The sequence below is a fragment of the Agrobacterium sp. SORGH_AS_0745 genome, assembly GCF_030818995.1.
In the GTDB taxonomy this organism is placed as follows: domain Bacteria; phylum Pseudomonadota; class Alphaproteobacteria; order Rhizobiales; family Rhizobiaceae; genus Agrobacterium; species Agrobacterium tumefaciens.
On record NZ_JAUTBI010000003.1, the window covers coordinates 1382225 to 1407396 of the forward strand.

The following is a 25172-nucleotide window of genomic DNA, read 5'->3' on the forward strand; positions in this document are numbered from 1 at the left end:
ATTGTGATAAATGGGTTCCTGGGCGATCCTTCTTTCGAATCACCGGGAAGGAGAAATCGTTTGCCGGAACGGCATAGGATAAAAGCGGGGTTTTCTCCGACTGTCGATTGCGCCGTACTGATAGCCGCTGCCGAAAAAGGCTTTGCTGCCGACGAGGGCGTCGAACTGGAACTCATCCGAAAACAATCCGCGCGCGCCGTGCTTGCAGCACTTGGCGAGGACGAGGTTCAGATCGCCCATTTGCCCGCCGCGGTTCCTGTCGGTTCCGCGGTTGGCCTCGATGACCTGCCGGCCGATATTGTCGGCGTCTTCACTCTTTCCCTTGGCGGATCGGCAACGACCGTTTCGCACGGATTTTTCGACGAGCTTTACCGGGAGGGCATGAAGCTGCCGGACCCGGCCGCGTTCGGGCGGGCGATGGCCCGTGTCTGTTCCGCGCGCCGGGCGGCGGGTGAAAAACCGCCGGTCTTTGCGATCGAGGATATCGTGTCCACGCCGTTTTATGCATTGCGTTATCTGCTCGCAAGCTGCGGCGTGCTGCTCGGCCGCGACATGGAAATCGTTGAAGCCCTGCCGAAGGCTATGCCGGCGCTTTTGGAAAGCGGCAAGGTCGATGCGCTCTGTACCGCCGAACCGGCGGGCAGCGCTGTGGTGCTGGGTGGCGGCGGGCGGATCGTCACCACGGGAGCGCTGATCTGGCACAATGCGCCTGAAAAGATACTGGCCGTGAAGCGGCCCTGGGCGGAAGAGAACGCCACTGTGCTGGAAGGCTTGCTGCGTTCGCTTTATCGCGCCGGCGAATGGTGCGCCAACTCCGCCAATATCGAGGAACTTACCGGCATTCTTGCCGCCCCCCATTATATTGACGAGAACGGCGAATTCCTGCTTCCAGCGCTGACGGGTTATATTTCCACTTCGCAAAGGGACATGCAGCGTTTTCAGGAGTTTTTCGTAACAAGCGCCAAGGCCGCCAATTTCCCCTGGCAAAGCCAGGCGCTGTGGTTCTTCAGCCAGATGTTGCGCTGGGGCGAGGTTCCCCCCGATCGCCGGTTCGATGCAGCCGTGGTGGAGGCCGCGCGCAATGCCTATCGGCCGGATATCTTCCGCAAGGCGATGAAGCCGCTTTTCGTGCCGGTGCCGGGCGCGAACCTGAAGCTGGAAGGCACGTTGCGGGAGCCGGTCCATGTCGGGGCGTCACGCTCGGGTCTTGTCCTCGGCCCCGACTGTTTTTTCGATGGTCGGGTTTTCGATCCGGAAACGCTTGATATGGACGACGAAATCTGAAGTCTGCGAATAAACCGTCGCGATGATCCGCTGTTTGCGGTTTGGCATTGGCGAACGGGCCGCGTTTGTCTATGGATGGCGCGGAATGCAGCCCATATCCGGCGGGATGATGTAGCGGAGTAAACATATGGCAGAGGTCAGCAAGCACCAGGTCGAAAAGGCTTTGGAGGCAGTCATCTATCCGGGCAGCGGCAAAAGCATTGTGGCGCTTGGCATGGTCTCGGAAATCTTCATCGCCGACGCGAAAGCCTATTTCTCTATTACCGTCCCGGCCGACAGGGCAGCCGACATGGAGCCGTTGAGGCTTTCGGCTGAACAGGCCGCCAGGGGCGTTCCGGGTATCGCCGGTGCCGTCGTCGCGCTGACAGCGGATCGCAAACCCGGCACACAACAACCCGCACCGGCGCGCCCGGCACCGGCACCCGCGCGCCCTGCGGCTGCAACCGGCCGCCCGCCCGCGCAGCCCGGCTCGTCGAAGGTCGGCGTTCCCGGCGTCGGCGCGATCATCGCCGTTGCCTCGGGCAAGGGCGGGGTCGGCAAGTCCACGACCGCCGTCAACCTAGCGCTGGGCCTACAGGCGCTGGGCCTCAAGGTTGGCATGCTCGACGCCGACATTTACGGCCCCTCGCTGCCACGACTGCTGAAGATTTCAGGACGCCCGCAGCAGCAGGAAGACCGCATCATCATTCCCATGGAAAATTACGGACTGAAGGTCATGTCCATGGGATTTCTGGTGGATGAGGAAGCGGCGATGATCTGGCGCGGGCCGATGGTTCAGTCCGCATTGATGCAGATGTTGCGTGAAGTCGCCTGGGGTGAACTCGATGTGCTGGTTCTCGACATGCCGCCTGGCACCGGCGACGCGCAACTCACCATCGCCCAGCAGGTGCCGCTCGCCGGCGCCGTCATCGTCTCCACGCCGCAGGATCTGGCGCTGATCGACGCGCGCAAGGGCATCACCATGTTCCGCAAGGTGGAAGTGCCGCTGCTCGGCGTCGTCGAGAATATGAGCTACTTCATCGCACCGGATACCGGCGCGCGTTATGATATTTTCGGCCATGGCGGTGCCAAGGCAGAGGCTGAGCGGATTGGCGTGCCGTTTCTCGGCGAAGTGCCGCTCACCATTTCCATCCGTGAAATGTCTGATGCCGGAACGCCGGTGGTTGCCGCCGAGCCGGATGGTCCGCAGGCCGCCATCTACCGCGATATTGCGGAAAAAGTCTGGGCCCGCATCGGTGCGGGCGAAAGAAAAGCCGCCCCGAAAATCGTTTTCGAATAACGTACCGGTTAAGGAAGAAAAAAGGCCGGACGGTTGTCCTGCCTGGATATATTTTAAAAACAATATGTTAACTGGTGGCTTCGGGAAAGGCCGATGCATTTGAACGCCAGAGATGCATCGCCTGCAATGCTGTCGCGAGAAAATATTGCTTGATTGGGTCTCGCTTTGGGAGCATAGCCCTGCGCCGTTTGGTTCTTGGTCCGTCAGTCCGGCGGGATGTGAAAATCCCGCTCGTTCCGGTGTTCCCTGAAGTGTCGTCCAAAGGTTTGCCGACCTTGAACAGGATATGTTAAGCAGCATTGCGGCTGAAGCCAGCGATGCGGACCGGAGAAACGGATTGATAAAAGCCTATCGCGCCAACTGCGAGGCGATCAGCCTGTCGCCAGACGACGGCCGTGAACAGATTCCCGACGATATCGTCTGGATCGACCTTATCAATCCGACGAGGACGGAAGAGCAGTATGTTGAAAAACTGCTGGGGCTAGAGCTGCCCACCCGCGAGGATTTGAAGGATATCGAACCTTCCAGCCGCCTTTACATGGAAGATGGCAACGTCTTCATGACCGCCTCTCTGGTTTGGAAGGCAGATTCCGACGGTCCGCGCCTGACCGATGTTGCCTTCATTCTTGCCGGCAAGCGCCTTGTGACGATCCGTTATGCCGAGCCGAAATCATTCCACCTCTTCACCGCCGCCATCACCCGCGTGCCGCACGAGATGCGCAGCGGCACGGCGCTGTTGCTGAAACTGCTGGAAACCATCGTCGATCGCACGGCGGAAATTCTCGAAAACTCGGTGGCAGGCATCGACAATCTCGCCGCCGATCTTCTCGGCAGCCAGGCGCGCAGCAAGCGCAAGGCACCGCGTTATCTGGAAGACCGACTGACGAACATTGCCGCCTATCACCGGCTGATCTCCAAGGTTCGCGACAGCCTTGCTTCCCTTGCACGCCTGCAGACTTTCCTGTCCACAAGTGCGCAGGTCCAGCAGGACAAGGACGCGAGGGAACAGAGCAAATCGATCGGTCGGGATATCCAGTCGTTGAGCGAACATGCCTCCTTCGTTTCCGGCAATCTGACATTCCTGCTGGACGCTTCTCTCGGCATCATCAACATCGAGCAGAACGGCATCATCAAGATCTTCTCGATCGCGTCGGTCGTGTTCTTGCCGCCCACTCTGGTGGCGTCGGTTTACGGAATGAACTTTCAGCTCATGCCGGAGTTGAACTGGACGTTTGGCTATCCACTCGCGCTCGTCGTCATGCTGATGTCGGCAATCATCCCGTTTCTCTTTTTCCGTTGGAAGGGCTGGCTCTAAGGAGCCAGGATCATCATGTCTCAAATCGCAGACAAGGACTTTACCGAGAAGCCGGATTCGGATGACAAGCATCAGAACAAGGGGCTTTATGCCGCGATCCTTGGTTCTATCGGCGTCGTCTACGGCGATATCGGCACCAGCCCGCTCTATGCCTTCCGCGAAGCGCTAAAGCCGATCGCCTATGATGGCGTGACGAGAGAAGAAGTCATCGGCCTGACATCCCTGATGATCTGGTCTCTGACGATCATCGTGACGTTCAAATATATCACGCTTCTGCTGCGCGCCGACAATGACGGCGAGGGCGGCACACTCTCGCTTCTGGCGCTGTTGATGAAGACGGCGGGCACTCACCGCAGCGTTCTCATCGTGCTCGGCCTCATCGGCGCAGCCCTGTTCCTGGGCGATGCCATGATCACGCCGGCGCTATCAGTGCTTTCGGCGGTGGAGGGTCTGAAGCTCGTCACTCCGGCGATGGACGACTTTATTATTCCGATCTCCGTCTGCATTCTCATCGGCCTATTCGCGATCCAATCGCACGGTACGGGAACGGTGGCGAAATTCTTCGGACCGATCACCGCCGTCTGGTTCCTGGTCATGGGTGTAGCCGGCCTCATTCACATCGCCGATGATTTCGGCATTCTCTATGCCTTCAACCCCTGGCATGCGGTCGAGTTTCTCGCCAACGAAGGCTTTTATGGCATCGTCGTGCTGGGCGCGGTTTTCCTGACGATCACCGGTGCTGAAGCGCTTTATGCCGATCTTGGCCATTTCGGCCGCCGTCCCATCCAGTGGGCATGGTTCTGTCTGGTTTTCCCGGCACTGACGCTGAATTATCTCGGTCAGGGCGCGCTGGTTCTCAAGGACCCGGCGGCGATGTCCAATCCGTTTTACCTGATGTTCCCGCAATGGGCGATCCTGCCGGCCGTCATTCTGGCGACCGCCGCCACCATCATCGCCAGCCAGGCGGTTATAACAGGCGCGTTCTCGCTCGTGCGTCAGGCGATCCATCTCGGCTATCTGCCGCGCATGGAAATCCTCTTCACTTCGGAAACCAATACCGGGCAGATCTATCTTCCTGCCGTCAACACCATCCTGCTGTTCGGCGTCGTCGCACTGGTGCTCACCTTCAAGAGTTCGGATGCACTGGCCACCGCCTACGGCATTTCCGTTACCGGCGCGATGGTCGTCACCAGCATGATGTTCTTCGAATTCGTTCGCAAGCGCTGGCAGTGGTCCATCTGGCTGGCGATTGGCGTGCTGGCGCCGCTTCTGCTGCTGGAACTGATTTTCCTCGGTGCAAACCTGCTCAAGATACATGATGGCGGCTATGTGCCGGTGTTGCTGGCAATCGCTTTCACCATCATCATGACCACCTGGCAGCGCGGCTCGAAAATCCTTTTCGCCAAAACCCGCCGCAGCGATGTGCCGCTGAAGGCTTTCGTGGCTTCGGTGGAAAAGGAAAGCGCCCATGCGCCGGTGCGCGTGCCCGGCACAGCGATTTTCCTGACTGGCGATCCGGATGCCGCACCCGCTGCATTGCTGCACAATCTCAAGCACAACCACGTCCTGCACGACAAGAACGTGATTTTGACGATCCGCACGGAAGACCAGCCGCGCGTCCGCCCCGAAAATCGTTACACACTGACGAAGCTGAGCGATCGTTTTGCCGTAGTCGAACTGCATTTCGGCTTCATGGAAACGCAGAACGTCACCCAGGCGCTCGGTTACCTCAGGCGCACGGGTTACAAGTTCGACATCATGTCCACCTCGTTTTATCTCGGTCGCCGCAAGCTGGTGCCGGATCCGAAATCGGGCATGCCCGGCTGGCAGAACCGACTGTTCATCGCGCTTGCCGAAACGGCCGCCGATCCCTCGGACTACTTCCGCCTTCCGGCCAACCGCGTGGTGGAACTCGGGTCTCACGTCGTCGTCTGATTATTAGAAGGTGGTTACACATTAACGTGAAGCCGCGCCCACGCGCGGCGTTAACCAAGCATCAAGGTTAATAAGAGATTCTCGAACACCTGTAACAAATATGGTTCCTGGTGTTCGGAGTGCTGGTTTTGCGTTCGAAAAGAGTAATGCGTCGTCGGTCCTTTGCGTCCCTTCAGGCATGGACCTCACCCGTTGTCTTCGGCCTAGCTGCCTGGCTCGTCTTTCCTTCCATTGCCGCACGCGCGGATTTGGCCTCCCTGCTGGCAGGGCTGGACAATGGCGGCGAGCAATGGCGCATGGTGCTGACCGCGTCTCCGGCAGGCTCTGTCCATAATGCCTCGCTCACCTTTAACGATGCGGAAGGGGAGGCGGCGCTGCATGGCAGCGGCATGACCCTGCCCGATGGCCGCAAGGTGGCTTTCGTTACCAACAAGAAGGGTGACGAGACGACACCCGACAGCGAGCGCGTCAACCGTGCCGCCAAGAAGGGTCGCATCGTCGCAACCGAAATCATGCAGCCGCCAAAGGCCTTCACCGCCGGTTCCGTGCTGGAACGCACCAGCATGCTGGATATAGAGCCGCTGAAGCGCAAGGACCGCACGGCTTTCGTGAAACCGAAACGCGGCAGCGACGTCAAACTTGCCTCCTTCTATTTCCGCCGTGATGAAAAGAAGGCGGACAAAAGCGTCTCTCCGATGCTGGCGGAACTCGTCACCAACAGGACTCCCGATATTCTCGCCACGGCTTACGCGCCGGCCGAACCGGATTTCGCCCGTGAATCGCCGTTCGACGCCATTCTGAAAAAGCCGGAGGCCGGCCGCTTCGTGCCGTTGATCGGCGCGGACGATCACGCATGGGCGGCAACGCCGCTGCCCGCTGCCGTGTTTTCCGCAGCCGAACAGCAATGCCTCGCATCCGGCATCTATTTCGAGGCGCGCGGTGAATCGGTCAAGGGACAGGCGGCGGTGGCACAGGTGATCCTTAACCGCGTGCGCAACCCCGCTTATCCGAAAACCATCTGCGGTGTGGTTTATCAGAACAAGGACTGGCGCAACCGCTGCCAGTTCTCCTTCGCCTGCGATAATATAAAGGACCGGGTGAATTCCGAACGTCACTGGAAAATGGCGCGCGAAGTGGCCATGGCAACCACCGCCGGCAAAATCTGGCTGACGGAAGTGGGCTCGGCGACTCACTATCATGCCGTCTATGTTCGTCCCGCCTGGGGAAAATCCATGAAGAAGGTCGGCAGGATTGGCTTGCACGTCTTTTATCGAACCTATGGTGGCGGCTGGAGCTGATACCACCGCCAATTTGTCGCAATTTGCGTGTCAAAAATGCCGATTCCCGGGGGAAACATCGTCGACAAACTGCGATTTGGCGTTAAGCCTTTGTTTTTAAATATTTAATTTGTCAAAAAACAAGCTTCGCCAGTGCCTTGACTAGCGAAGCCCCTAAAACTATGTTGCGCGCGACTTCAGAGCGGGCTGGAACAGGCTTAATCCGTCACCGTTTACAACTCCAAAGGGTTCTGGCATGGCTGGAACGGAGAAAATGGGTGGGATTTTAAGATGACTGGCAACCGTGACGATAGTCTGGACGAGCGTCGCAAGCGCCTTGCCGAAGAGTTGGCAAAGGTGAAGGCGGAGGATGAGGCGGAAGTGAGGGCGGAGACCAATGCCGCGGAAAGCCGGAAAGGCTTTGCGATGGCGGTGAAGCTCTCATCGGAGTTCATTTCGGCCATCGTGGTCGGCGCTATGCTGGGTTATCTTCTGGACTATTTTGTCGGCACGACGCCGTGGGGGATGATCGTTCTTCTTCTTCTCGGTTTCTGCGCAGGCGTATTGAACGTGTTGCGCTCCACGGGCGCGGTGGCAAAGCCGCCGCTGCTTGAGAGAGCCGACAAGCGAGACGAGGGTGGAAAAGACGGCGTTTAAGCTGTTTTTTCTTGCAGTTGAGATGCCGCCGTGAGCGGCGACAGGTAAAGAGGGCAGCCGGTGGCAAACGATCCGACCCATCAGTTCTTGGTGCAGCCGATCATTCCGATCGAAATTGGCGGCGTCGATTTTTCCTTCACCAATGCGTCGCTTTTCATGGTCGCGACCGTGGCCGCCGCTTCCGGTTTCCTTTATTTCGCAACGTCGAGCCGCGGTCTGATCCCGACCCGCATGCAGTCCGTTGCTGAAATGTCCTATGAATTCATCGCCTCCATGCTGCGCGAAGGCGCTGGCAAAAAGGGCATGGTGTTCTTCCCATTCGTATTCTCGCTGTTCATGTTCGTGCTGACTGCGAACCTTCTCGGCATGTTCCCGTATTTCTTCACGGTCACCAGCCAGATCATCGTCACCTTCGCGCTTGCCTGCCTCGTCATCGGCACGGTCGTCGTTTACGGTTTCTACAAGCACGGTCTGCATTTCTTCGGCATCTTCGCACCTTCTGGCGTGCCGAAGGCGCTTTTGCCGCTTGTCGCGTCAATTGAAATGATTTCGTTCCTGTCGCGTCCGATCAGCCTTTCCGTTCGTCTCTTCGCGAACATGCTGGCTGGCCACATCACGCTCAAGGTTTTCGCAGGCTTCGTCGCCTCCATGGGTGCGCTCGGCGCGCTCGGTATCGGCGGTGCAGTCCTGCCTCTCATCATGACGGTCGCAATGACCGCTCTCGAATTTCTCGTTGCCTTCCTGCAGGCTTATGTGTTCGCGGTACTGACTTGCATGTACCTGAACGACGCCGTGCATGGTGGTCACTGAGAAGTAAAGTCGCTGGCCCCGGCAACGGGCGCCAAAAGATAGCCGCAACAACCAATATCTCAAGGAGTCTCACATGGAAGCGGAAGCAGCAAAGTACATCGGCGCAGGTCTCGCATGCCTCGGCATGGCTGGTACGTCCCTCGCACTCGGCCGTATCTTCGGTGATTACCTCTCCGGCGCACTGCGCAACCCCTCTGCTGCCGACAGCCAGTTCGGCCGTCTGGTATTCGGCTTCGCCGTTACGGAAGCTCTGGGCATCTTCTCGCTGCTCGTAGCTCTCCTTCTCCTGTTCGCTGTCTAATAACGGCACCAGGTCTGGATCACGGCTCGCGCAAATTGCGTGCCGTGATCCTTCGCATTTGCAGTCCCCCTGGAGGTGAGCATGTTCGTGACCGAGGCTTATGCCCAGTCAGCACCGACCGTAGGTGAAACGCATACGGAAACTCCGGCTGTCGGCCAGCCGCAACCGGAAGCCACGCACACGGAAACCGGTGTAGCGCACGGCGCCGAACACGGTGCTTCCGGCGTTTTCCCGCCGTTCGACCAGTCTACTTATGCATCGCAGGTCCTGTGGCTGGCGATCACGTTCGGCCTTTTCTACCTGCTCATGCAGAAGGTCATCGTTCCTCGCGTCGGCGGCATTCTCGAAAACCGTCATGGGCGCATTGCACAGGATCTCGATGAAGCGGCACGGCTGAAAAGCGAAGCCGACGCAGCCGTCGAAACCTATGAAAAAGAACTCGCGGCAGCCCGCGCCAAGGCAAGCTCGATAGGCTCCGCGGCACGTGACGCCGCCAAGGCGAAAGCCGATGCCGACCGCGTCGCTATCGAAGCCGGACTTGCCGAGAAGCTTGCCGCCGCCGAAAAGCGCATTGCGGGTATCAGGGATCAGGCATTCGCGGATGTCGGCGCCATTGCCGAGGAAACCGCGACCGCAATCGTTGACCAGCTGGTTGGCGCCAAGGTCAAGGATGCCGACGTCAAGGCCGCCATTGCAGCCGCTTCGACTGTGAAGGGAGCCTGATATGGCGTTTGATGCATCATTTTTCGCTCTTGTCGGTCTTGTCCTTTTCTTCGTCCTGATCGCCTATCTCAAGGTTCCGGGCATGCTCTCCAAGTCTCTGGACGAGCGCGCGCAGAACATTCAGGACGAACTGGCCGAAGCCAAGCGTCTGCGCGAAGAGGCACAGCACCTGCTGGCCGAATATCAGCGCAAGCGCAAGGAAGCCGAAGCTGAAGCAGCTGGCATCGTTGCCGCTGCCGAACGCGAAGCGGCCGCCCTGACTGCCGAAGCAAAGCAGAAGACGGAAGAATTCGTCGTCCGCCGCACGGCCCTGTCGGAACAGAAGATCAAGCAGGCCGAAGAAGACGCCATCGGCGCCGTTCGTGCCGCCGCCGTGGACATCGCCATTGCAGCTTCCGAGAAGCTCATTGCCGAAAAGACCACCGCTGCCGCAAAGGCCAAACTTTTCGCCAACACCATTGGCGAAGTGAAGTCGAAGCTGAACTAAGTTCATCTCGGACTATTCAAAACCCCTCCGGCACCCGCCGCGAGGGGTTTTTTATTTTATGCTTCAGCCAGGGGCGGTGTTGGCAAGCTCGCGGGTGCACACTGTGGTGCCGGCTTGCAGCGTGTCTATCGATGTCTGTCGACCTTTGGAGCAAAAGCATCGGCTTTGAGGACTGGATGCTGGCCGGCAATTCGCGGCTGCCAATTTGTCGAGGCTTGTTAAGTGATCGCGGGATAGATTGTCTTGGCCTCGAGCGCTATCAGCACCGCCAGTACAAAAGCTGCCGCGGTGGCAACCAGAAATGCGCCACTGAAAGCCAGGCCTGCTTTCGCGATGCCCAAGCCGAGATCCTGCATCAGCCATCTTATCTGAGCCTGCGCATACCAGATCGTGGCGAGCGCGATAATGGCGAGCCCGAACGTAAGGCCATGTTCCAGAGGCATGGATGCAAAATCGAAGCCCAGAACCAGGACAAATGTAAACGGCGCAGCCACGTAACATTGGCTGAAGAACGGCGGACGCAGGGAGTTTCGGGTGATCCTCACCCGTTTCCACCGCAGAAGCGTGACGGCCATACACAGCGGATAAATCCCGAATATAACGCCACGCGCTATGAGCAGGTTCGAACCCGAACCAAGCTCCCGGGCGGCCAATGTGGGATCGTAAATGGTCGGAAGGGAGGCGGAGAGCCCCTGCGAAAATAGCAGAGTGATCAGGAGGAAGAGGGGCGGACTCAGTGTGTCGTCATACTGGTCCTCAAGCCGATCCGCGAGTTCGCTATCGGCGTAGCGCATCATGCTGAGCGGTGCGACGACCGATCGCCACATTGTAAGCGGATAGAAGAGGAGCCATGAAACCAGCTCGTAGAGAAGTTCTTCGAGCGACTTCAACAGTTTCATGAAATCCAAATCTCTTCTCCCAAAGCCCGTCAAGTCCACGCATTGAGATAGAATTCTACCAGTGGAGACGGAGATCGTCACCTCATGGCAGGGCGCTGAAATCCCGGGCGAGACCGCATTCTCCGCTTCAGGATCGTGGTTTTCGATCAGTCCTGCTTCAGCGGCCTGAAACTCATCCGGTGCAGCGGGCAGGGCCCATGGCTTTCTATGGCGCGCAGGTGGGCTGGTGTGCCGTAGCCGGCATGGCCTTCGAAACCATAGGAGCTGTGCACTACACCGGCCCGTTCCATCATCCGGTCACGGGTCACCTTGGCGATGATCGAAGCGGCGGCGATTGAGAGGGAGCGGGAATCGCCCTTGATGACGGCCTTCGACTCGCAGGTGATGCCCGGCGGCTTGTCGCGGCCATCTGCCAGCACGAGGGCTGGGGAAATTTCGAGGCCGAGTACGGCGCGACGCATCGCGTCGAGGCTGGCGCGCAGGATATTCATGGTGTCGATAAGGCCGGGGCCGGAGGAGGCGACGGAAACGATCGATGTTTCCATGATTTGCAGAAACAGGCTTTCCCGTTTCAGCTTGGTCAGTTTCTTGGAATCGTCAAGACCACCAGGAATATTGTCGGGATCGAGAATGACAGCTGCCGCAACCACTGGTCCCGCGAGAGGCCCCCGGCCTGCCTCATCCGTGCCGGCCACGGGCCAAAGCCCCTTCTTCCTCGCTTCAAGTTCGAAGGAGAAATCGGGGCCCGTATCGGCGAGATCAAAGAGGGCAGGAGAATCGGGTGTGGTGCGGCGTTTCATGCGGCAGAAACTTGCACACACACCCGATCTCCTGCAAGCCCCCGGAAGCGGGCGATGACGGGCGCGGCCAGCCGGGTCAAGGGGCGTGGCCAACCGTGCCCCTTAGGTCGTCATGACCTTTGATCCTCCAACGGGGCGGCGGAGGAAAAACGATCGCACGCGAGGCGGCGGGTTCCGGGGGTGATGTCCGACGGGCCAGGGAAACCCGCCGGGCATTTCGTCAAGAGCATGGCCCCGTCAACAGGAAAGGGCTGCCACTCCTTATGTGTCTGCACCGCTGGGTATCGTTGCGCGCATCGTAATGCGCCTTCGATCGGCCAAGCGGGCCTCATATTTTCAAAGCAGCGACAATTGCACGCCGGCACCTCCCGGCGGCACGAAGATATCGTCGCGCAGGTTAATGCCGCGGCGGATGAGGCCAAGCCGTTTCGTCGCCATTTCGAAACGCCTGCCGATCTGCCATGCATAGGGACCAGCACCCTTCATGCGTTTTCCGAATTCCGCATCGTAATCCTTGCCGTCGCGCATGGAGCGCACCAGCGACATGACATGCCGGTAGCGGTCCGGATAGTTGCGCAGCAGCCAGTCGCGGAAGAGGGGGCTGACCTCCAGCGGCAGGCGCAGCAGCACATAGGAGGCCTCCGTTGCGCCAGCGGCCTTGCCGGCTTCGAGAATGCGTTCGATCTCATGATCGTTGAGTGCGGGAATGACAGGTGCCATCATCACCGCCACGGGAATGCCGGCATCCGTCAGCGCCTTGACCGCTTCCAGCCGCTTTTCGGGCGTGGCGGCGCGCGGTTCCATGCTGCGTGCCAGCTTGCGGTCCAGCGTCGTCACGGAAATACCAACCTTCACTAGACCCTTCTTGGCCATGGGCGCGAGAATATCGATATCCCGCTTGATCAGGGCCGATTTGGTGACGATGGCGACGGGATGGTCGGCCTTTGCCAGCACTTCCAGTATCTGCCGCATGATGCGCCATTCGCGCTCGATCGGCTGATAGGGGTCGGTATTGGTGCCGATGGCAATGACGCGAGGCTTGTAGCCGGGCTTCGCCAGCTCCCTTTCGAGCAGCTTTGCCGCATCCGGCTTGGCGAAAAGCTTCGCCTCGAAATCCAGCCCGGCGGAAAGCCCCATATAGCTGTGCGTCGGACGGGCGAAACAGTAGATGCAGCCATGTTCGCAGCCGCGATAGGGATTGATGGAACGGTCGAAAGGGATGTCAGGCGATTCGTTGCGGCTGATGATGCTGCGCGGCTTTTCCACCTGCACTTCGGTGCGGAACTCCGGCAGCTCCTCGAGGGTCTGCCAGCCATCGTCGAAAACCTCCCGCTGCAGGGCCTCGAAGCGCCCGCCCGGGTTAAGTCCGGCGCCACGCCCTCGACGACGGTCGATCTCGATGCGCAGGCCCGACGCATCGGCCAACGCATTGGCAATGTCAGGCGTATGGCTCGGCTGGAAAGCAGCCTGCCCCGAAAGCGTATGGTCTCTCATCTGGATGCTCCCAGGGTGCCGCACGCCTCTCAAGGCAAGCCAACGCCCTAAACCGTTTCCACTCGAACCGGCGTTTCATTGCCTCTTCGAATGATTAAATTCCTACCGCAGAAACGAGAACATTACAAGAACAAAAAATACAAAATCGATAGCGGGCCGACCCGCCACCGGGGTCCTGTTTGTATCAATCCCACCTGAAGGTGGGCTAGGGTTAAGCCTGAACGGTCGCGGATTTTCTGACATCCAGTGCAGTGGCAATTTATTGTGCGATGCGTTAGAGCTATGCATATGTTGACAGTCATAATGGAATGCCGGGATCAGGAACCGGAACTGGCGCATACGCTGTCTGCGCTTGTAACCGGGGCCGTGGAAGGGCTGGTAAGCGACGTTGTGATCCTTGATCACGGTTCGCGCGATGGATCGTCGCGCGTCGCCGATGCCGCTGGCTGCCGTTTTTATGCGCAGTGGGATATTGAGGATGTCATGCGCTCGGCGCGCGGGCATTGGATCCTGCTGGTCGAACCGGGTGCGCGTCCGCAGAGCGGCTGGATCGAAGAGATTCTTGAATATGTGGCTGTCTGTGCCGAGCCCGCGCGTTTCTCGCCGTCCCGGTATCACAAGCGGCCCTTTTTCAGCCGGATAGTGCGCCGCCGTCCTCCCTTGGAATGCGGCTACCTGATGCCGAAGAAACATGCGGTGGCGATCGCAAAATCCGGCATGGGCCTGACACAGCTCGTGTACGCGCAAAAGCCGCGCCGCCTGAATGCGGAGCTGGTTCCCGCCTGGACGGCGAGAACTTCCAACTAACATGCAACGATGATGAAGCTGCTGTCCCTAGCGGGCGGTGATCACCTTGCCGGGGTTCATGATGCCGGCGGGGTCAAAGGCGTGTTTGATGCGTCGCATCAGGTCCATTTCAATGCCAGGCCTGATCGCGGCCAGTTCGTCGCGCTTCAACTGGCCGATGCCATGTTCGGCTGAAATTGAGCCGCCGAGCGACAGTACGATGCCGTGCACGATCTCGTTCATATCCCGCCAGCGACCGATGAATTCAGCTTTGTCCGCACCAACCGGCTGGGAAATATTGTAGTGGATGTTGCCATCGCCCAGATGGCCGAAGGCGCAGACGCGGGCGCCGGGAATGGCGGCAAGAACGGCCTTTTCCGCCGTTGCCATGAATTCCGGTATCTTCGACACCGGAACGGAAACGTCGTGTTTGATAGAGCCGCCTTCCGGCTTTTGCGCATCCGACATGCTTTCGCGCATATGCCAGAGCGCCTGACGCTGCGCTTCCGATGAAGCGATCACCGCATCCTCGACCAGCCCGGCCGAAAAACCGCGCTCCAGCAGCGATTGCATCATTGTTTCAGCCGTCTCAGCCGAATCGGAGGTGGAGATATCGATGAGCGCGTACCAGTCATGCGGCGTTTGTAGCGGATCGCGCACGCCGGGAATATGTTTGGCGGTGAATTCCACGCCGATGCGCGGCATCAGCTCAAAACCGGTCAGCGCCGTGCCGCAGAGGTTTGAGGCCATTTCGAACAGCTTCAACGCGTCCTCAGTGGATCGAAGACCGGCAAAACCCACCTGATGGCCGAGCGGCACGGGGAAAAGCTTCAGCACCGCACCGGTGATAACGCCGAGCGTGCCTTCCGAACCGATGAAGAGATCGCGCAGATCGTAACCCGTATTGTCCTTTTTCAGCCGGCGAAGCCCGTCCCAGATTTCACCTGTCGGCAGCACCACTTCAAGCCCCAGGCAAAGCTGGCGCATATTGCCATAAGCGAGAACCGCCGTGCCGCCGGCATTGGTGGCCAGATTACCGCCGATGCGGCACGAACCCTGCGAACCGAGCGACAGCGGGAACATCCGCTCCACGGTCGATGCGGCCTTGTGGATGTCGTCGAGAATGCAGCCGGCATCCGCAACGATGGTATTGGCGACCGGATCGATGTCGCGGATACGGTTCATGCGCTCGAGCGAGAGGATGATGTCGGTTCCGTCAGCACGCGGCGTCTGGCCACCCACAAGGCCAGTATTGCCGGTCTGCGGCACGATGGGCGTGCCGGTCTCGCTGGCGAGCTTCAGGATGGCTGCAACCTCCTCGACAGTGCCGGGCTTGAGCAGCAGCGGTGACGCACCATGGTAAAGTCCGCGATTCTCCACAAGACGCGGGGCCATTTCCACAGCGTCGCGCACCGCGTTTTTTTCGCCGACAATGGCAGTGAAGCGGTCGAGGATGTCGGAGGAGGGGGCTGCGATTGTCATTGGCGTCTCGCTGTCATTTGAAACGGTGGGCGAAATGGTGAAGTACCGTCAGCCTCGCGGCGCGGCGGCGCGGGAAAGGCGGTCATTGATCGCCTCTCCAAGACCGTGTGCGGGAATGGTTGTGACCGCGATTGTCGCGGCACCGCTCGCATCGGCTGCTTTGAGATAATCGAACAGATTGGCGGCCGCCTCGGCAAGGTCGCCGGAAGGGCTGAGGTCGAGAACGGTACGGGCCGTCTCTTGTCCCTCAACCGCGATGCCGCCGAACCGGATCAGTGCCTCGTCGGAAGAAACGGACGTCGCGTCGAGGCGAACAGCTGCACCGGGCGCATAATGCGAGGCGAGCATTCCGGGTGCCTCGATGGCAGCTGATGCCTTTTCCGGCCGTTCGAGCTGGGTGCCGGTGATGCGCTCGATCTCCTCGGTGACGATGCCGCCGGGACGAAGCAGCCGCACCCGCCCGTCGTCTTCCACTTTGACGATGGTGGATTCGACACCGACGGAGGCAGCACCGCCATCAAGAATGAGGTTGATCCTGTTACCGAGATCAGCCTCGACATGGGCGGCACTGGTGGGGCTGATCTTGCCGGAACTATTGGCACTGGGCGCAGCAAGAGGTTTGTCGAACCGGCGGATCAGATCACCGGCGAAACCCTGCGGAACGCGAATGCCGACGGTATCGAGCCCCGCCGTTGCGAGTGAGTGAATGCCGCTTGCCGGTTTCAGCGGCAGAACCAGCGTCAACGGGCCAGGCCAGAAGGCTTCGGCGAGGCGTCGCGACACGGGATCGAAAACCGCATAACGTTCGGCCATGGCGATATCGGCCATATGGCAGATCAGCGGATTGAACTGTGGCCTGCCTTTCGTTTCGTAAATGCGGGTAATGGCCGCCGGATCGGTGGCGTCCGCAGCAAGGCCGTAGACGGTTTCCGTGGGCAGGGCGATTGGCTGGCCGCGGGAAAGCTCCTCGACGGCCGCCTGCAAGGCGGTTTCCCGCTCGTTTTCGATATCGATATGACGCGCCATGATGCTGCCTTTCAGGGCGTCAATAGCGTATTTCAGGGCCTTATGGAAAGCGCTATCGTGGCTTTTATATTGCCTTGATGATCTTGCGCATCTCGTCCGAGCGGGCGCCGAGCATAAGCACGTTTTTGAGCGCTACGCGCGGGTCGTGGGTCTGGAACAGCAGGCCGCCGCGATGGAAGGAGGTATCGATGGCGACGTTCTTGTTTGGAAGCGCGTTGATGGCGACTGCGAAATACATCCGCGAATAGCGCGCATCGATGTTTTCGAAGAAGTTCTCGGCCCCGCTCAACTCGGCGAAGAAATTCGCGAAATAGAATGACCAGAGCACATGGCGCTCGGCGTCGAAACTGGTTTTCGCTGCCGTGACATGGCAATAGCCGAGATGCGGCCGCTCATCCAGCAGATGGTGGAAAACCATCTTGGGAAAACGGATGGACTGGTGAAAGCCATTGAGACGGCTATGGGTGGCGTCGGCAGCAGCCTCGAGCTTGCGCCCGGTCATCGCCGCCACTTCTTCATGGCTGTAATAGACGCGTTCCCTCGGCAGCCAGCGTTCTTCGTAGCGGCTGATGCGCCCGGTTCGCAGGAAATCCGAATGCGCGGTCTTTGAACGTATCGGCGTGACCGAATGTTTGCCGGCATCGAAATAACGTATGCGTGTCGCCTTCTCCACCCGGAACGCCCTCGTTGTTGTCGATCAGGCAATATAGTTTAGGGCATGTTAAAACTCCGTTGCGCCACAACCCCCGTTTTTTAACGGGTAGAGAGGGAGCTGCGCGACATCATGCGTCATATTGCGACGTGGTTTCCGGCGGGGAATAGCTGCCGGATTTCGCAGCGGAATGGCGTGCAACGGCCATTGGCGCATGTCGCAATTTGTCGCCAATGCGGAAGCCGATGTCGCTGTCTGCGCTACCGCAAATGAACGCTGATGTTTAGATGGGATCACACTTCCGCAGTCCGATAAATGGTGTGGGGCAGGGCGGTTTGATCGAGGATTTGGCCATGGAATTGCGTGATACCGTACTGCGTCAGCTGAAGAACCGCCGCGAAGGCTTCAGCCTGGAACAGTCTTTCTACACGGACCCGGATTATTTCAATCTGGACATGGAAACCATCTGGTACCGCGACTGGCTGTTTGTCGGCCATGATTGCGAAGTGCCGAAGGCCGGTAACTACATCACCGTTCAGGTCGGCGCCTATTCCGTCGTCATCATTCGCGGTCGCGATGGACAGATTCGCGCCCTCCATAATTCCTGTCGCCATCGCGGTTCCCGCGTCTGCTCTTCTCATAAGGGCCAGTCCGCACGCCTCGTCTGTCCCTATCACCAGTGGACCTACGATCTGGACGGCAAGCTGCTGTTTGCCCGCCATATGGGCGATGATTTCGACAAGGCTGAATTCGGCCTGAAGCCGGTCCACTGCGAAACCGTTGCCGGTTACGTCTTCATCTGCCTGGCAGACCAGCCCGCCGATTTCGCGCCGATGCGCGCCGAGGTCGAAAGCTACATGGCGCCGCATCGCATCTGGGAAGCCAAGGTCGCGCATGAAAGCACAATCATCGAAAAGGGTAACTGGAAGCTCGTCTGGGAAAACAACCGCGAGTGCTACCATTGCGCCGCCAACCATCCGGAACTCTGCCGCACCTATCCTGAAAACCCGAGCGTTACGGGTACGGACGGTGGTGCAAGCGATCCCGAGATCGGTGGCCACTGGGCACGCTGCGAGGCTGCCGGCCTGCCGAGCCGCTTCAAGATCGATCCGAAAGGCCAGTTCCGTGTTGCCCGCATGCCGCTGATCGGCGAGGCGGAAAGCTACACCATGTCGGGAAAACGCGCCGTGCGCCGGCCGCTTTCGGATGATGTCAGCATCAGCCATATCGGCGCGCTGCTTCTGTTCCATTATCCGACGACCTGGAACCACTTCCTCGGCGACCACACCATTTCCTTCCGCGTGCTGCCGCTCAACGCCAATGAGACCATGGTCACTACCAAATGGCTGGTGAACAAGGATGCGGTTGAAGGCGTGGATTACGATCTCGAGGACCTCACGCACGTCTGGAACGAAACCAACGATCAGGACCGCCGCATCGTTGAGGAAAACGCCTTCGGCATCCGCTCGCCCGCTTACCAGCCCGGCCCCTATTCCATGGAAGACGAGGGCGGCGTGATGCAGTTCGTCAACTGGTATGCCGATTTCATGGTTGACCGGCTGTCGGGCGACAAGGCCCGCCTTTCGGCAGTAGCGTAACGCGAAGATGAATATGGCTGTGACCTACAAGCACATAGACGAGATGAAGCCGTGGAGCGACAAGCTCCACCTGCTGGAATGCATTTCGGTGACGCCCGAGACGCCTGACGTGATGACATTCCTATTCCGGTCGGAGGATCAGAACTGGTTCCGTTATCTGCCGGGCCAGTTCGTGACGCTGGAATTGCCGGTAGGCAAGGAGCCGCTCTACCGCACCTACACATTGTCCTCCAGCCCGTCGCGGCCCTATGCGCTGTCGGTCACGGTCAAGGCGCAGGCCACCAGCATCGGCACGCGCTGGATGTTCGACAATCTGAAGCCCGGCATGAAAATCCGGGCACTCGGCCCGCTCGGCGATTTCTCTTATGTCCGGCATCCCGGCGACAAATACCTGTTCATCTCGGCCGGCTCCGGCGTGACGCCGATGATGTCGATGGTGCGCGACATGAGCGACCGCGCGCCGCAGAGTGACATCGCCTTCATCAATTGCTCGCGCTCGCCATCCGATATCGTGTTCCGTCACGAGCTGGAATATCTTGCCCGCTTCATGCCGAAACTGTCGCTCGGTTTCATCGTGGAAAATTGCGGCCGCACTGATCTCTGGTCCGGCTTGAAGGGCATGGTCGACAAGGCCAAGATTGCGCTTCTGTCGCCTGATTTCATGGATCGCACGGTGTTCTGTTGTGGACCGGAGCCTTTCATGGCCGCCATCCGCTCCATGCTGGATGCTTCCGGCTTCGACATGAGCCGTTACCACCAGGAAAGCTTTTCGCCAGCCGCCCCGGTTGCTGTGGGCGAGAGTATTCACACCGTGGCGGATGGCGAAGCACTCTCGATGGTGGGGTTTACGCTTTCCGGCAAGGAAGTGCCGTGCCAGCCCGGCCAGACCGTTTTGATGACGGCGCGCGCCGCCGGTGTGCGCATCGGTGCCGCCTGCGAATCTGGAATTTGCGGCACCTGCCGGGTGCTGAAGCTCTCCGGCGAGGTGGAGATGAACCACAATGGCGGCATTCTCGATGACGAAATCGATGAAGGCTATATTCTCGCCTGCTGCTCGCGGCCGTTGACCGACGTGAAGGTGGAAGCCTGAGCGCGCAAAATCCTGCGTCTTATGCGGGAATCTATTTTTGAACCGGAACCAAAGGTCTTAAAACTCGTTTGCACGTCATCGAATTCTTTTCGGGTGTTTCAATGGGGCTGCCCCTACCTCCGACAAGACCGAGTAGTTAGAAAGCGCGGTTCAACGCGCTACAGCAAACGGAGGAAAGATCATGATGAATTTCCGCACGACGAGCGTCGCTACGGCGGTTGTCCTGTTCCTGACAAGCTTCACGCCGTCGCAGGCGTTCCAGGCGCCTGTTCCGATGGCGAAGCCGGCAATCTCAACCGAGAATGTAGTGCCGGTGCAGTATCGTGAATGGGACCGCCGAGGTGACCGCAGATACGGCGACCGCATGTATCGTCCGCGCCCGTCGCGGGACGGATATTATAACGGCCATCGCGGCTATCGCGACCGCCGTCCGGGTTACCGCTATCACAACGGAATGTGGTTCCCGCTGGCGGCCTTCGCCACTGGCGCAATCATTGGCGGTGCCATGGCGCAGCCGAGACCGGCTTATGGCGGCAGCCATGTTGCCTGGTGCCAGAACCGTTGGCGCTCTTACCGCGCCTACGATAACAGCTACCAGCCGAACAGCGGTCCGCGTCGTGTATGCGTATCTCCATACAGCCGTTAAGCACGCCTTTCGAAAGCCCGGATCCGATCCGGGCTTTTGCTTTCGGGTGGCGAGTTTCGGTAACCGAAGCGTGACAACGCCGTTAATGCTGGGTTCAGGCGAAAGCGCCTAGCCTGCAACCTGTGATGTTCCAGCCAGCACCGACAAACTGGCTGGATAAAAAGAAAAAGGTGTTATTATTCACGTGCAACGGCCTGTCGACCGTCGTGAATGGAGGAAGTCAGATGAGAAGCTATGTGAAGAATATCCTGGCTGTCGGTCTTTCTGCAATCGTGGTTGCAGGAGCGATTGTTCCCGCCGAGGCAATGCCATTGCTGATGGCGCCGAAGAGTGTCGAGACCCTGGGTAACGATGCCGGCAAGAATGTCGTCAATGTGCAATACTGGCGCGATCGTGACAATCGTGGCGGCTGGGGCGGCGAACGCCGCGGCTGGTACGGCGGCCATCGCGGTTATCGCGACTACCGCCCGGGTTATCGTCACCACGACGGTTACTGGTTCCCGCTCGCAGCCTTTGCGACGGGCGCGATCATCGGCGGCGCACTGTCGCAGCCGCGCGAAGTCTACCGTCCGGTTCCGGAATATCGCCCGCGTCCGGTCTACCGCGAATATCGTCCGGTCCGTCGTGCCGGCATGAGCCAGGCGCATGTGAACTGGTGCTATGGCCGGTATCGGTCCTACGATGCCTATAGCAACACGTTCCAGCCCTACAATGGCCCACGCCAGCCCTGCTATTCGCCTTACAGCTGATAGCACTACTCCGTCACTCCGGCCTTCATCCGGCAAGACGGAGTAGCGATTGACCAGGCTGATAGTTATTACGAGCCGCCCGGATACGGGCGGCTTTTTGTTTTCACAGAATGCGCGCCCGCTTCAGCACGAACCAGGCAAGCATAACCGAAATCACGATGAAGATGCTGGCCGCCATCGTGCCGCCGGTGCCGACCGTAAATGGCAACTCATCCGTGTTCATGCCGAAGAAGCCGGTGACCAGCGATGGCGGCAGCAGGAATGCCGTCATCAGCGACAGGATATAGAGATGCCGGTTGGTTTCGGACGAGAGCTTGGAATCGATTTCCTCGTGCAGCAGCCTTGCGCGTTCCTGAAGGGCGTAGACATCGTGATCGACGGCCTCGAGGCGGCCCATCAGCCGCGAGGCGACATCCTCGAAACCGTCAGGCATCTCGTCCTCATCGGCGGCAGACGCCCGCCGCATCAGGGTGAGCACCGTGCGCAGATGCCGGTGGAGGCGAACGACCGTGCGCCTGAGCGGCGCAAGCCGCCGCCGCTCGTCGCGGTTTTCGCTGTCATAGACCAGGTCCTCGATGGCGTTCAGCTCTTCGGTCGTTTCCATCACCAGGCTGATCAGCGAACGCTGGAATTCCGCGACGAGGCCTTCGAAGACATGGGCCGGCGTGAGGTAGCGGTTGGAACTCTTGTCGACTGCCGCTTTCAGCCGGTCCACTGAGCGCAACGGTTGCAGACGGGTGGTAATGATGAAACGGTCGCTGACCGCGAAATGCAGCCAACCGAAATCACGCGTTTCCTGATCGAACTCGCGCTGGAAATCGACCAGCGTCCCATAAAGTGACTTTTCATCCACCGTGATGGACGGATGGGTTTCATGGGTGGTGAGGCTTGCCAGCGCTGCCGGATCGAGACCATCGATCGTTTCGAGAAAGCCAGCCACCCGCTGATCCGCGAGATTGAGGTGCAGCCAGAAGAAGCCCTCGCATTGCGCCATCTCGCCAAAGCCCGCATCGGGCGCAAGCCGCCGGCATGGCGCCGTTCCAGGGTGGAATTGATAGGCCCAGACAAGGCCGGGGATAGCGGGCGTTATGAGATCCATCGTGGCAGTCCTGACCGGCGGAATGGGAGGGAGGCGTCCGTCGCCCCAAGACGGAAACGGCAGCGGTGGCACGGCACCTGTCAGCGCATGCTGAGCAAATTCATATGACAGTTTTATAACAATCCCGCTTAAAAGGCGGGAATTTTCAAATTGACGTTTACGTAAAAATCATTTAGCCCGAAAGCAACAGCACGATAGGCAAGAGCTTCGGGAGGAGGCAGCATGTATACCGCGCCGGTGGATGATATCGCCTTTACACTCAAACATGTGGCGGGTCTGCAAGACGCGTTGTCCAGGGGTGCTCTGGGAGACCTCGGTGAAGATGTGGTCGATGCCATATTACAGGAGGCCGGCCGTTTCGCCACCGAGCAGGTCGCGCCGCTTGCCGATATAGGCGACCGACAGGGCGCGCGGCTGAGCGACGGCAAGGTCTCAACGCCGGACGGCTGGGCCGATCTTTACCGGCGCTGGGCTGAGGCCGGCTGGAACAGCCTCACCGCACCGGAAGAATTCGGCGGCCAGAACCTGCCGCATATGCTGAACGTCGCCGCACTCGAAATGTGGAATTCCGGTTCCATGGCTTTCGCGCTTGCGCCGACGCTCACCATGGGCGCGGTGGAAGCTCTCGTTGCCCACGGTAGCAACGACCTGAAGCGCATCTATCTTCCCAAACTCGTCTCCGGCGAATGGACCGGCACGATGAACCTCACCGAACCGCATGCGGGATCGGACCTTGGCGTGCTGAAAACCCGTGCCGAGCGTAATGGTGACGGCACCTACCGCATTTTCGGGCAGAAGATTTTCATCACCTGGGGCGAACATGACGCCGCGGACAATATCATCCACCTCGTTCTCGCCCGCCTGCCGGATGCGCCGGCCGGCACGCGCGGAATTTCGCTGTTCCTCGTGCCGAAATTCCTGCCCGAAGACGATGGCACGCCGGGCAGCCGCAACGACGTCTTCTGCCATTCGCTGGAGCACAAGCTCGGCATTCACGGTTCGCCCACCTGCACGATGATCTTCGGGGACGGAAAGTTTGGCGAAGAGAAGGGTGCCTTGGGCTGGCTGATCGGCGAGGAGAACAAGGGTCTCGCCTGCATGTTCACCATGATGAACAACGCCCGCCTTGCCGTTGGCATGCAGGGCGTGGCAATCTGCGAGGCGGCGACACAGAAGGCAATCGAATACGCCAGGGAACGCACGCAGGGCAAGGCGCCCGGCTGGCAGGGTTCGGGCATGAGCCCGATCATCGAGCATCCCGATATCGCCCGTACGCTGTTGACGATGAAAGCGCTGACGCAAGGTGCGCGCGCCATCTCCTTCAACTGCGCCCACGCCATCGATATGGCGCATGCCGCCGAGGACGTGGCTGAACGCGCTCACTGGCAGGAGCGCGCAGCTCTTTTAACGCCAATCGCCAAGTCCTTCTCTACCGATGCCGGTGTCGATGTCGCTTCCATGGGCATTCAGGTGCATGGCGGCATGGGTTTCATCGAGGAAACCGGTGCGGCGCGTTACCTGCGCGATGCCCGCATCGCGCCGATCTACGAAGGCACCAACGGCATTCAGGCGATCGACCTGGTGGTGCGCAAGCTGCCGCTTTCCGATGGCGCACAGGTGCGCGGTTTCATCGCAGAATTGCGTGAAATCGTCGCCCGAACTGCTGCCTCGAACCGCAGTGATCTCGGCGAGACTGCCCGTTATCTCGAAACGAGTCTCACCGATCTAGAAACGGCGACCGACTGGTTGCTGGAACGCCTGAAAGCGGGCGAAACCGAAACCGCGCTCGCCGGTGCCACGCCCTATCAGCGCCTCTTCGGGCTGGCGCTCACCGGAGCCTATCTTGCCAAGGGCGCCCTGGCCCAGGTGGATGACGGCAGGGGAGCGCATCGCGCATCGCTCTGCCGGTTTGCGGCGGAAAACCTGCTGGCGGAAACGGCAGCGCTGAGGGATCGCGTCATTGCCGGTGCAGCAAGCCTTGCCGCCGCCCGCGCCGTACTGGGTTAAGGAGAAAACCATGTCGGACGACCATATTTTAGTCGAGCGGGTCAGTCATGCGCCTGACGTTATGACCATCCGCTTCAACCGGCCGGAAAAGAAAAATGCCATCACCGATGCAATGTATCTGCGCATGGCAGAGGCTCTGAAGGCCGCCAATGCAGACCCGGATATCCGTGTCGTCGCGTTTCTGGGTACGGAAGGCTGCTTTTCCGCCGGCAATGACATGGCCGATTTTCTTGCCTTCGCCATGTCTGGTGCAAAGGGCAAGCTCGCGGTGCTCGATCTTCTGAAGGCGCTGGCAACCTTCGAAAAGCCGCTGGTTTCGGGCGTCGATGGGTTGGCCATCGGCATCGGCACGACGCTGAACCTGCATTGCGATCTGACCGTTGCCTCCAACCGCAGCCTGTTCAAGACGCCGTTTGTGGATCTGGCGCTGGTGCCGGAAGCTGCGTCCAGCCTGCTTGCGCCAAAGCTCATCGGCCATCAGCGCGCCTTTGCCCTGCTGGCCATGGGCGAAGGTTTTACCGCCGAACAGGCCTTGCAGGCCGGAATGATCTGGAAAGTCGTGGCGCCGGAACATGTCGAAAGCGAAACGCTGGCGCTTGCCACGCGGCTTGCCGCCAAGCCGCAGCAGGCGCTGAAGATTGCCCGCGATCTCGTGCGCGGCAATCCGGCAGATGTGCTGGCCCGCATCGATGAGGAAGCCCGCCATTTCACCGCGCAATTGCAGAGTGCCGAGGCGCGGGCCGCTTTCGAGGCATTCATGCGGCGTTAAGCGTTCC

The 25172-nt window shown here is 59.6% G+C and carries 24 protein-coding genes; 17 read left to right on the top strand and 7 right to left on the bottom strand.

Annotated features, from left to right (window positions below; all coding sequences use genetic code 11):
• Positions 1-60: 60 nt before the first annotated feature.
• The 10 genes from QE432_RS16390 to QE432_RS16435 all read left to right on the top strand — a co-directional run bounded on the left by QE432_RS16390 (position 61) and on the right by QE432_RS16435 (position 10068).
• Positions 61-1284 (top strand): CmpA/NrtA family ABC transporter substrate-binding protein, encoded by a 1224-nt coding sequence (locus QE432_RS16390; RefSeq protein WP_112958943.1) that lies wholly within the window; start codon positions 61-63, stop codon positions 1282-1284.
• Positions 1285-1411: 127 nt separating this feature from the next.
• Entirely contained in the window at positions 1412-2563 is a 1152-nt protein-coding gene (locus QE432_RS16395; RefSeq protein ID WP_111796222.1) for an Mrp/NBP35 family ATP-binding protein, read from the top strand.
• A 337-nt stretch (positions 2564-2900) separates the two neighbouring features.
• Positions 2901-3878, top strand: coding sequence for a magnesium/cobalt transporter CorA (gene corA, locus QE432_RS16400; protein WP_013635577.1), 978 nt, complete (start codon positions 2901-2903; stop codon positions 3876-3878).
• Between the two features lie 15 nt (positions 3879-3893).
• Complete coding sequence (locus QE432_RS16405; protein ID WP_013635578.1) at positions 3894-5813, top strand: potassium transporter Kup; 1920 nt, start codon at positions 3894-3896, stop codon at positions 5811-5813.
• Between the two features lie 146 nt (positions 5814-5959).
• The gene (locus QE432_RS16410; RefSeq protein WP_003511694.1) at positions 5960-7111 is read left to right on the top strand and encodes a cell wall hydrolase; all 1152 of its coding nucleotides are present in this window, start codon (positions 5960-5962) and stop codon (positions 7109-7111) included.
• Positions 7112-7381: 270 nt separating this feature from the next.
• On the top strand, positions 7382-7747 hold the full coding sequence (locus QE432_RS16415; RefSeq protein ID WP_003511695.1) for an AtpZ/AtpI family protein: 366 nt from the start codon (positions 7382-7384) through the stop codon (positions 7745-7747).
• A 60-nt stretch (positions 7748-7807) separates the two neighbouring features.
• A complete protein-coding gene (locus tag QE432_RS16420; protein WP_003511697.1) occupies positions 7808-8557 on the top strand; it encodes a F0F1 ATP synthase subunit A in 750 nt (249 codons plus the stop codon).
• Positions 8558-8630: 73 nt separating this feature from the next.
• Positions 8631-8858: a F0F1 ATP synthase subunit C gene (locus QE432_RS16425; RefSeq protein ID WP_003494147.1), complete on the top strand. Its 228-nt coding sequence runs from the start codon at positions 8631-8633 to the stop codon at positions 8856-8858.
• Between the two features lie 81 nt (positions 8859-8939).
• Positions 8940-9581: a F0F1 ATP synthase subunit B gene (locus tag QE432_RS16430; RefSeq protein WP_003511698.1), complete on the top strand. Its 642-nt coding sequence runs from the start codon at positions 8940-8942 to the stop codon at positions 9579-9581.
• Position 9582: 1 nt separating this feature from the next.
• A complete protein-coding gene (locus tag QE432_RS16435) occupies positions 9583-10068 on the top strand; it encodes a F0F1 ATP synthase subunit B (RefSeq protein WP_003511699.1) in 486 nt (161 codons plus the stop codon).
• A 218-nt stretch (positions 10069-10286) separates the two neighbouring features.
• Here the strand turns inward: QE432_RS16435 and QE432_RS16440 are convergent, their stop codons facing one another.
• From QE432_RS16440 to QE432_RS16450, 3 genes are all read right to left on the bottom strand, one after another.
• A complete protein-coding gene (locus QE432_RS16440) occupies positions 10287-10976 on the bottom strand; it encodes a hypothetical protein (RefSeq protein WP_003511701.1) in 690 nt (229 codons plus the stop codon).
• Between the two features lie 137 nt (positions 10977-11113).
• On the bottom strand, positions 11114-11767 hold the full coding sequence (locus QE432_RS16445; protein ID WP_019564214.1) for a ribonuclease HII: 654 nt from the start codon (positions 11765-11767) through the stop codon (positions 11114-11116).
• Positions 11768-12103: 336 nt separating this feature from the next.
• Complete coding sequence (locus tag QE432_RS16450; RefSeq protein WP_065702782.1) at positions 12104-13261, bottom strand: PA0069 family radical SAM protein; 1158 nt, start codon at positions 13259-13261, stop codon at positions 12104-12106.
• A gap of 288 nt (positions 13262-13549) precedes the next feature.
• On the opposite strand from QE432_RS16450, the gene QE432_RS16455 reads away from it, so the two are divergent.
• A complete protein-coding gene (locus QE432_RS16455; protein WP_080800558.1) occupies positions 13550-14068 on the top strand; it encodes a glycosyl transferase in 519 nt (172 codons plus the stop codon).
• A 27-nt stretch (positions 14069-14095) separates the two neighbouring features.
• Here QE432_RS16455 and QE432_RS16460 read toward each other — a convergent pair whose 3' ends face one another.
• The 3 genes from QE432_RS16460 to QE432_RS16470 all read right to left on the bottom strand — a co-directional run bounded on the left by QE432_RS16460 (position 14096) and on the right by QE432_RS16470 (position 17228).
• Positions 14096-15529 (bottom strand): FAD-binding oxidoreductase, encoded by a 1434-nt coding sequence (locus QE432_RS16460; RefSeq protein ID WP_111796219.1) that lies wholly within the window; start codon positions 15527-15529, stop codon positions 14096-14098.
• 48 nt (positions 15530-15577) lie between these two features.
• Complete coding sequence (locus tag QE432_RS16465) at positions 15578-16555, bottom strand: L-threonylcarbamoyladenylate synthase (protein WP_111783291.1); 978 nt, start codon at positions 16553-16555, stop codon at positions 15578-15580.
• A 64-nt stretch (positions 16556-16619) separates the two neighbouring features.
• Positions 16620-17228, bottom strand: coding sequence for a DUF6656 family protein (locus QE432_RS16470; protein WP_013635584.1), 609 nt, complete (start codon positions 17226-17228; stop codon positions 16620-16622).
• Between the two features lie 332 nt (positions 17229-17560).
• On the opposite strand from QE432_RS16470, the gene QE432_RS16475 reads away from it, so the two are divergent.
• From QE432_RS16475 to QE432_RS16490, 4 genes are all read left to right on the top strand, one after another.
• Complete coding sequence (locus tag QE432_RS16475; RefSeq protein WP_003511714.1) at positions 17561-18805, top strand: aromatic ring-hydroxylating oxygenase subunit alpha; 1245 nt, start codon at positions 17561-17563, stop codon at positions 18803-18805.
• Positions 18806-18812: 7 nt separating this feature from the next.
• Complete coding sequence (locus QE432_RS16480; protein WP_013635587.1) at positions 18813-19895, top strand: hybrid-cluster NAD(P)-dependent oxidoreductase; 1083 nt, start codon at positions 18813-18815, stop codon at positions 19893-19895.
• Between the two features lie 181 nt (positions 19896-20076).
• Positions 20077-20541, top strand: a complete 465-nt coding sequence (locus tag QE432_RS16485) for a BA14K family protein (protein WP_003511718.1) — start codon at positions 20077-20079, stop codon at positions 20539-20541.
• A gap of 224 nt (positions 20542-20765) precedes the next feature.
• The gene (locus QE432_RS16490) at positions 20766-21290 is read left to right on the top strand and encodes a BA14K family protein (protein WP_003511720.1); all 525 of its coding nucleotides are present in this window, start codon (positions 20766-20768) and stop codon (positions 21288-21290) included.
• Between the two features lie 103 nt (positions 21291-21393).
• Here the strand turns inward: QE432_RS16490 and QE432_RS16495 are convergent, their stop codons facing one another.
• A complete protein-coding gene (locus QE432_RS16495; RefSeq protein WP_306624986.1) occupies positions 21394-22389 on the bottom strand; it encodes a transporter in 996 nt (331 codons plus the stop codon).
• A gap of 222 nt (positions 22390-22611) precedes the next feature.
• Here QE432_RS16495 and QE432_RS16500 point away from each other — a divergent pair, with 222 nt between their 5' ends.
• Both QE432_RS16500 and QE432_RS16505 read left to right on the top strand, forming a co-directional pair.
• Positions 22612-24396, top strand: coding sequence for an acyl-CoA dehydrogenase (locus QE432_RS16500; RefSeq protein ID WP_080799261.1), 1785 nt, complete (start codon positions 22612-22614; stop codon positions 24394-24396).
• 10 nt (positions 24397-24406) lie between these two features.
• Positions 24407-25165 (top strand): crotonase/enoyl-CoA hydratase family protein, encoded by a 759-nt coding sequence (locus QE432_RS16505; RefSeq protein WP_019564207.1) that lies wholly within the window; start codon positions 24407-24409, stop codon positions 25163-25165.
• Positions 25166-25172 lie beyond the last annotated feature (7 nt).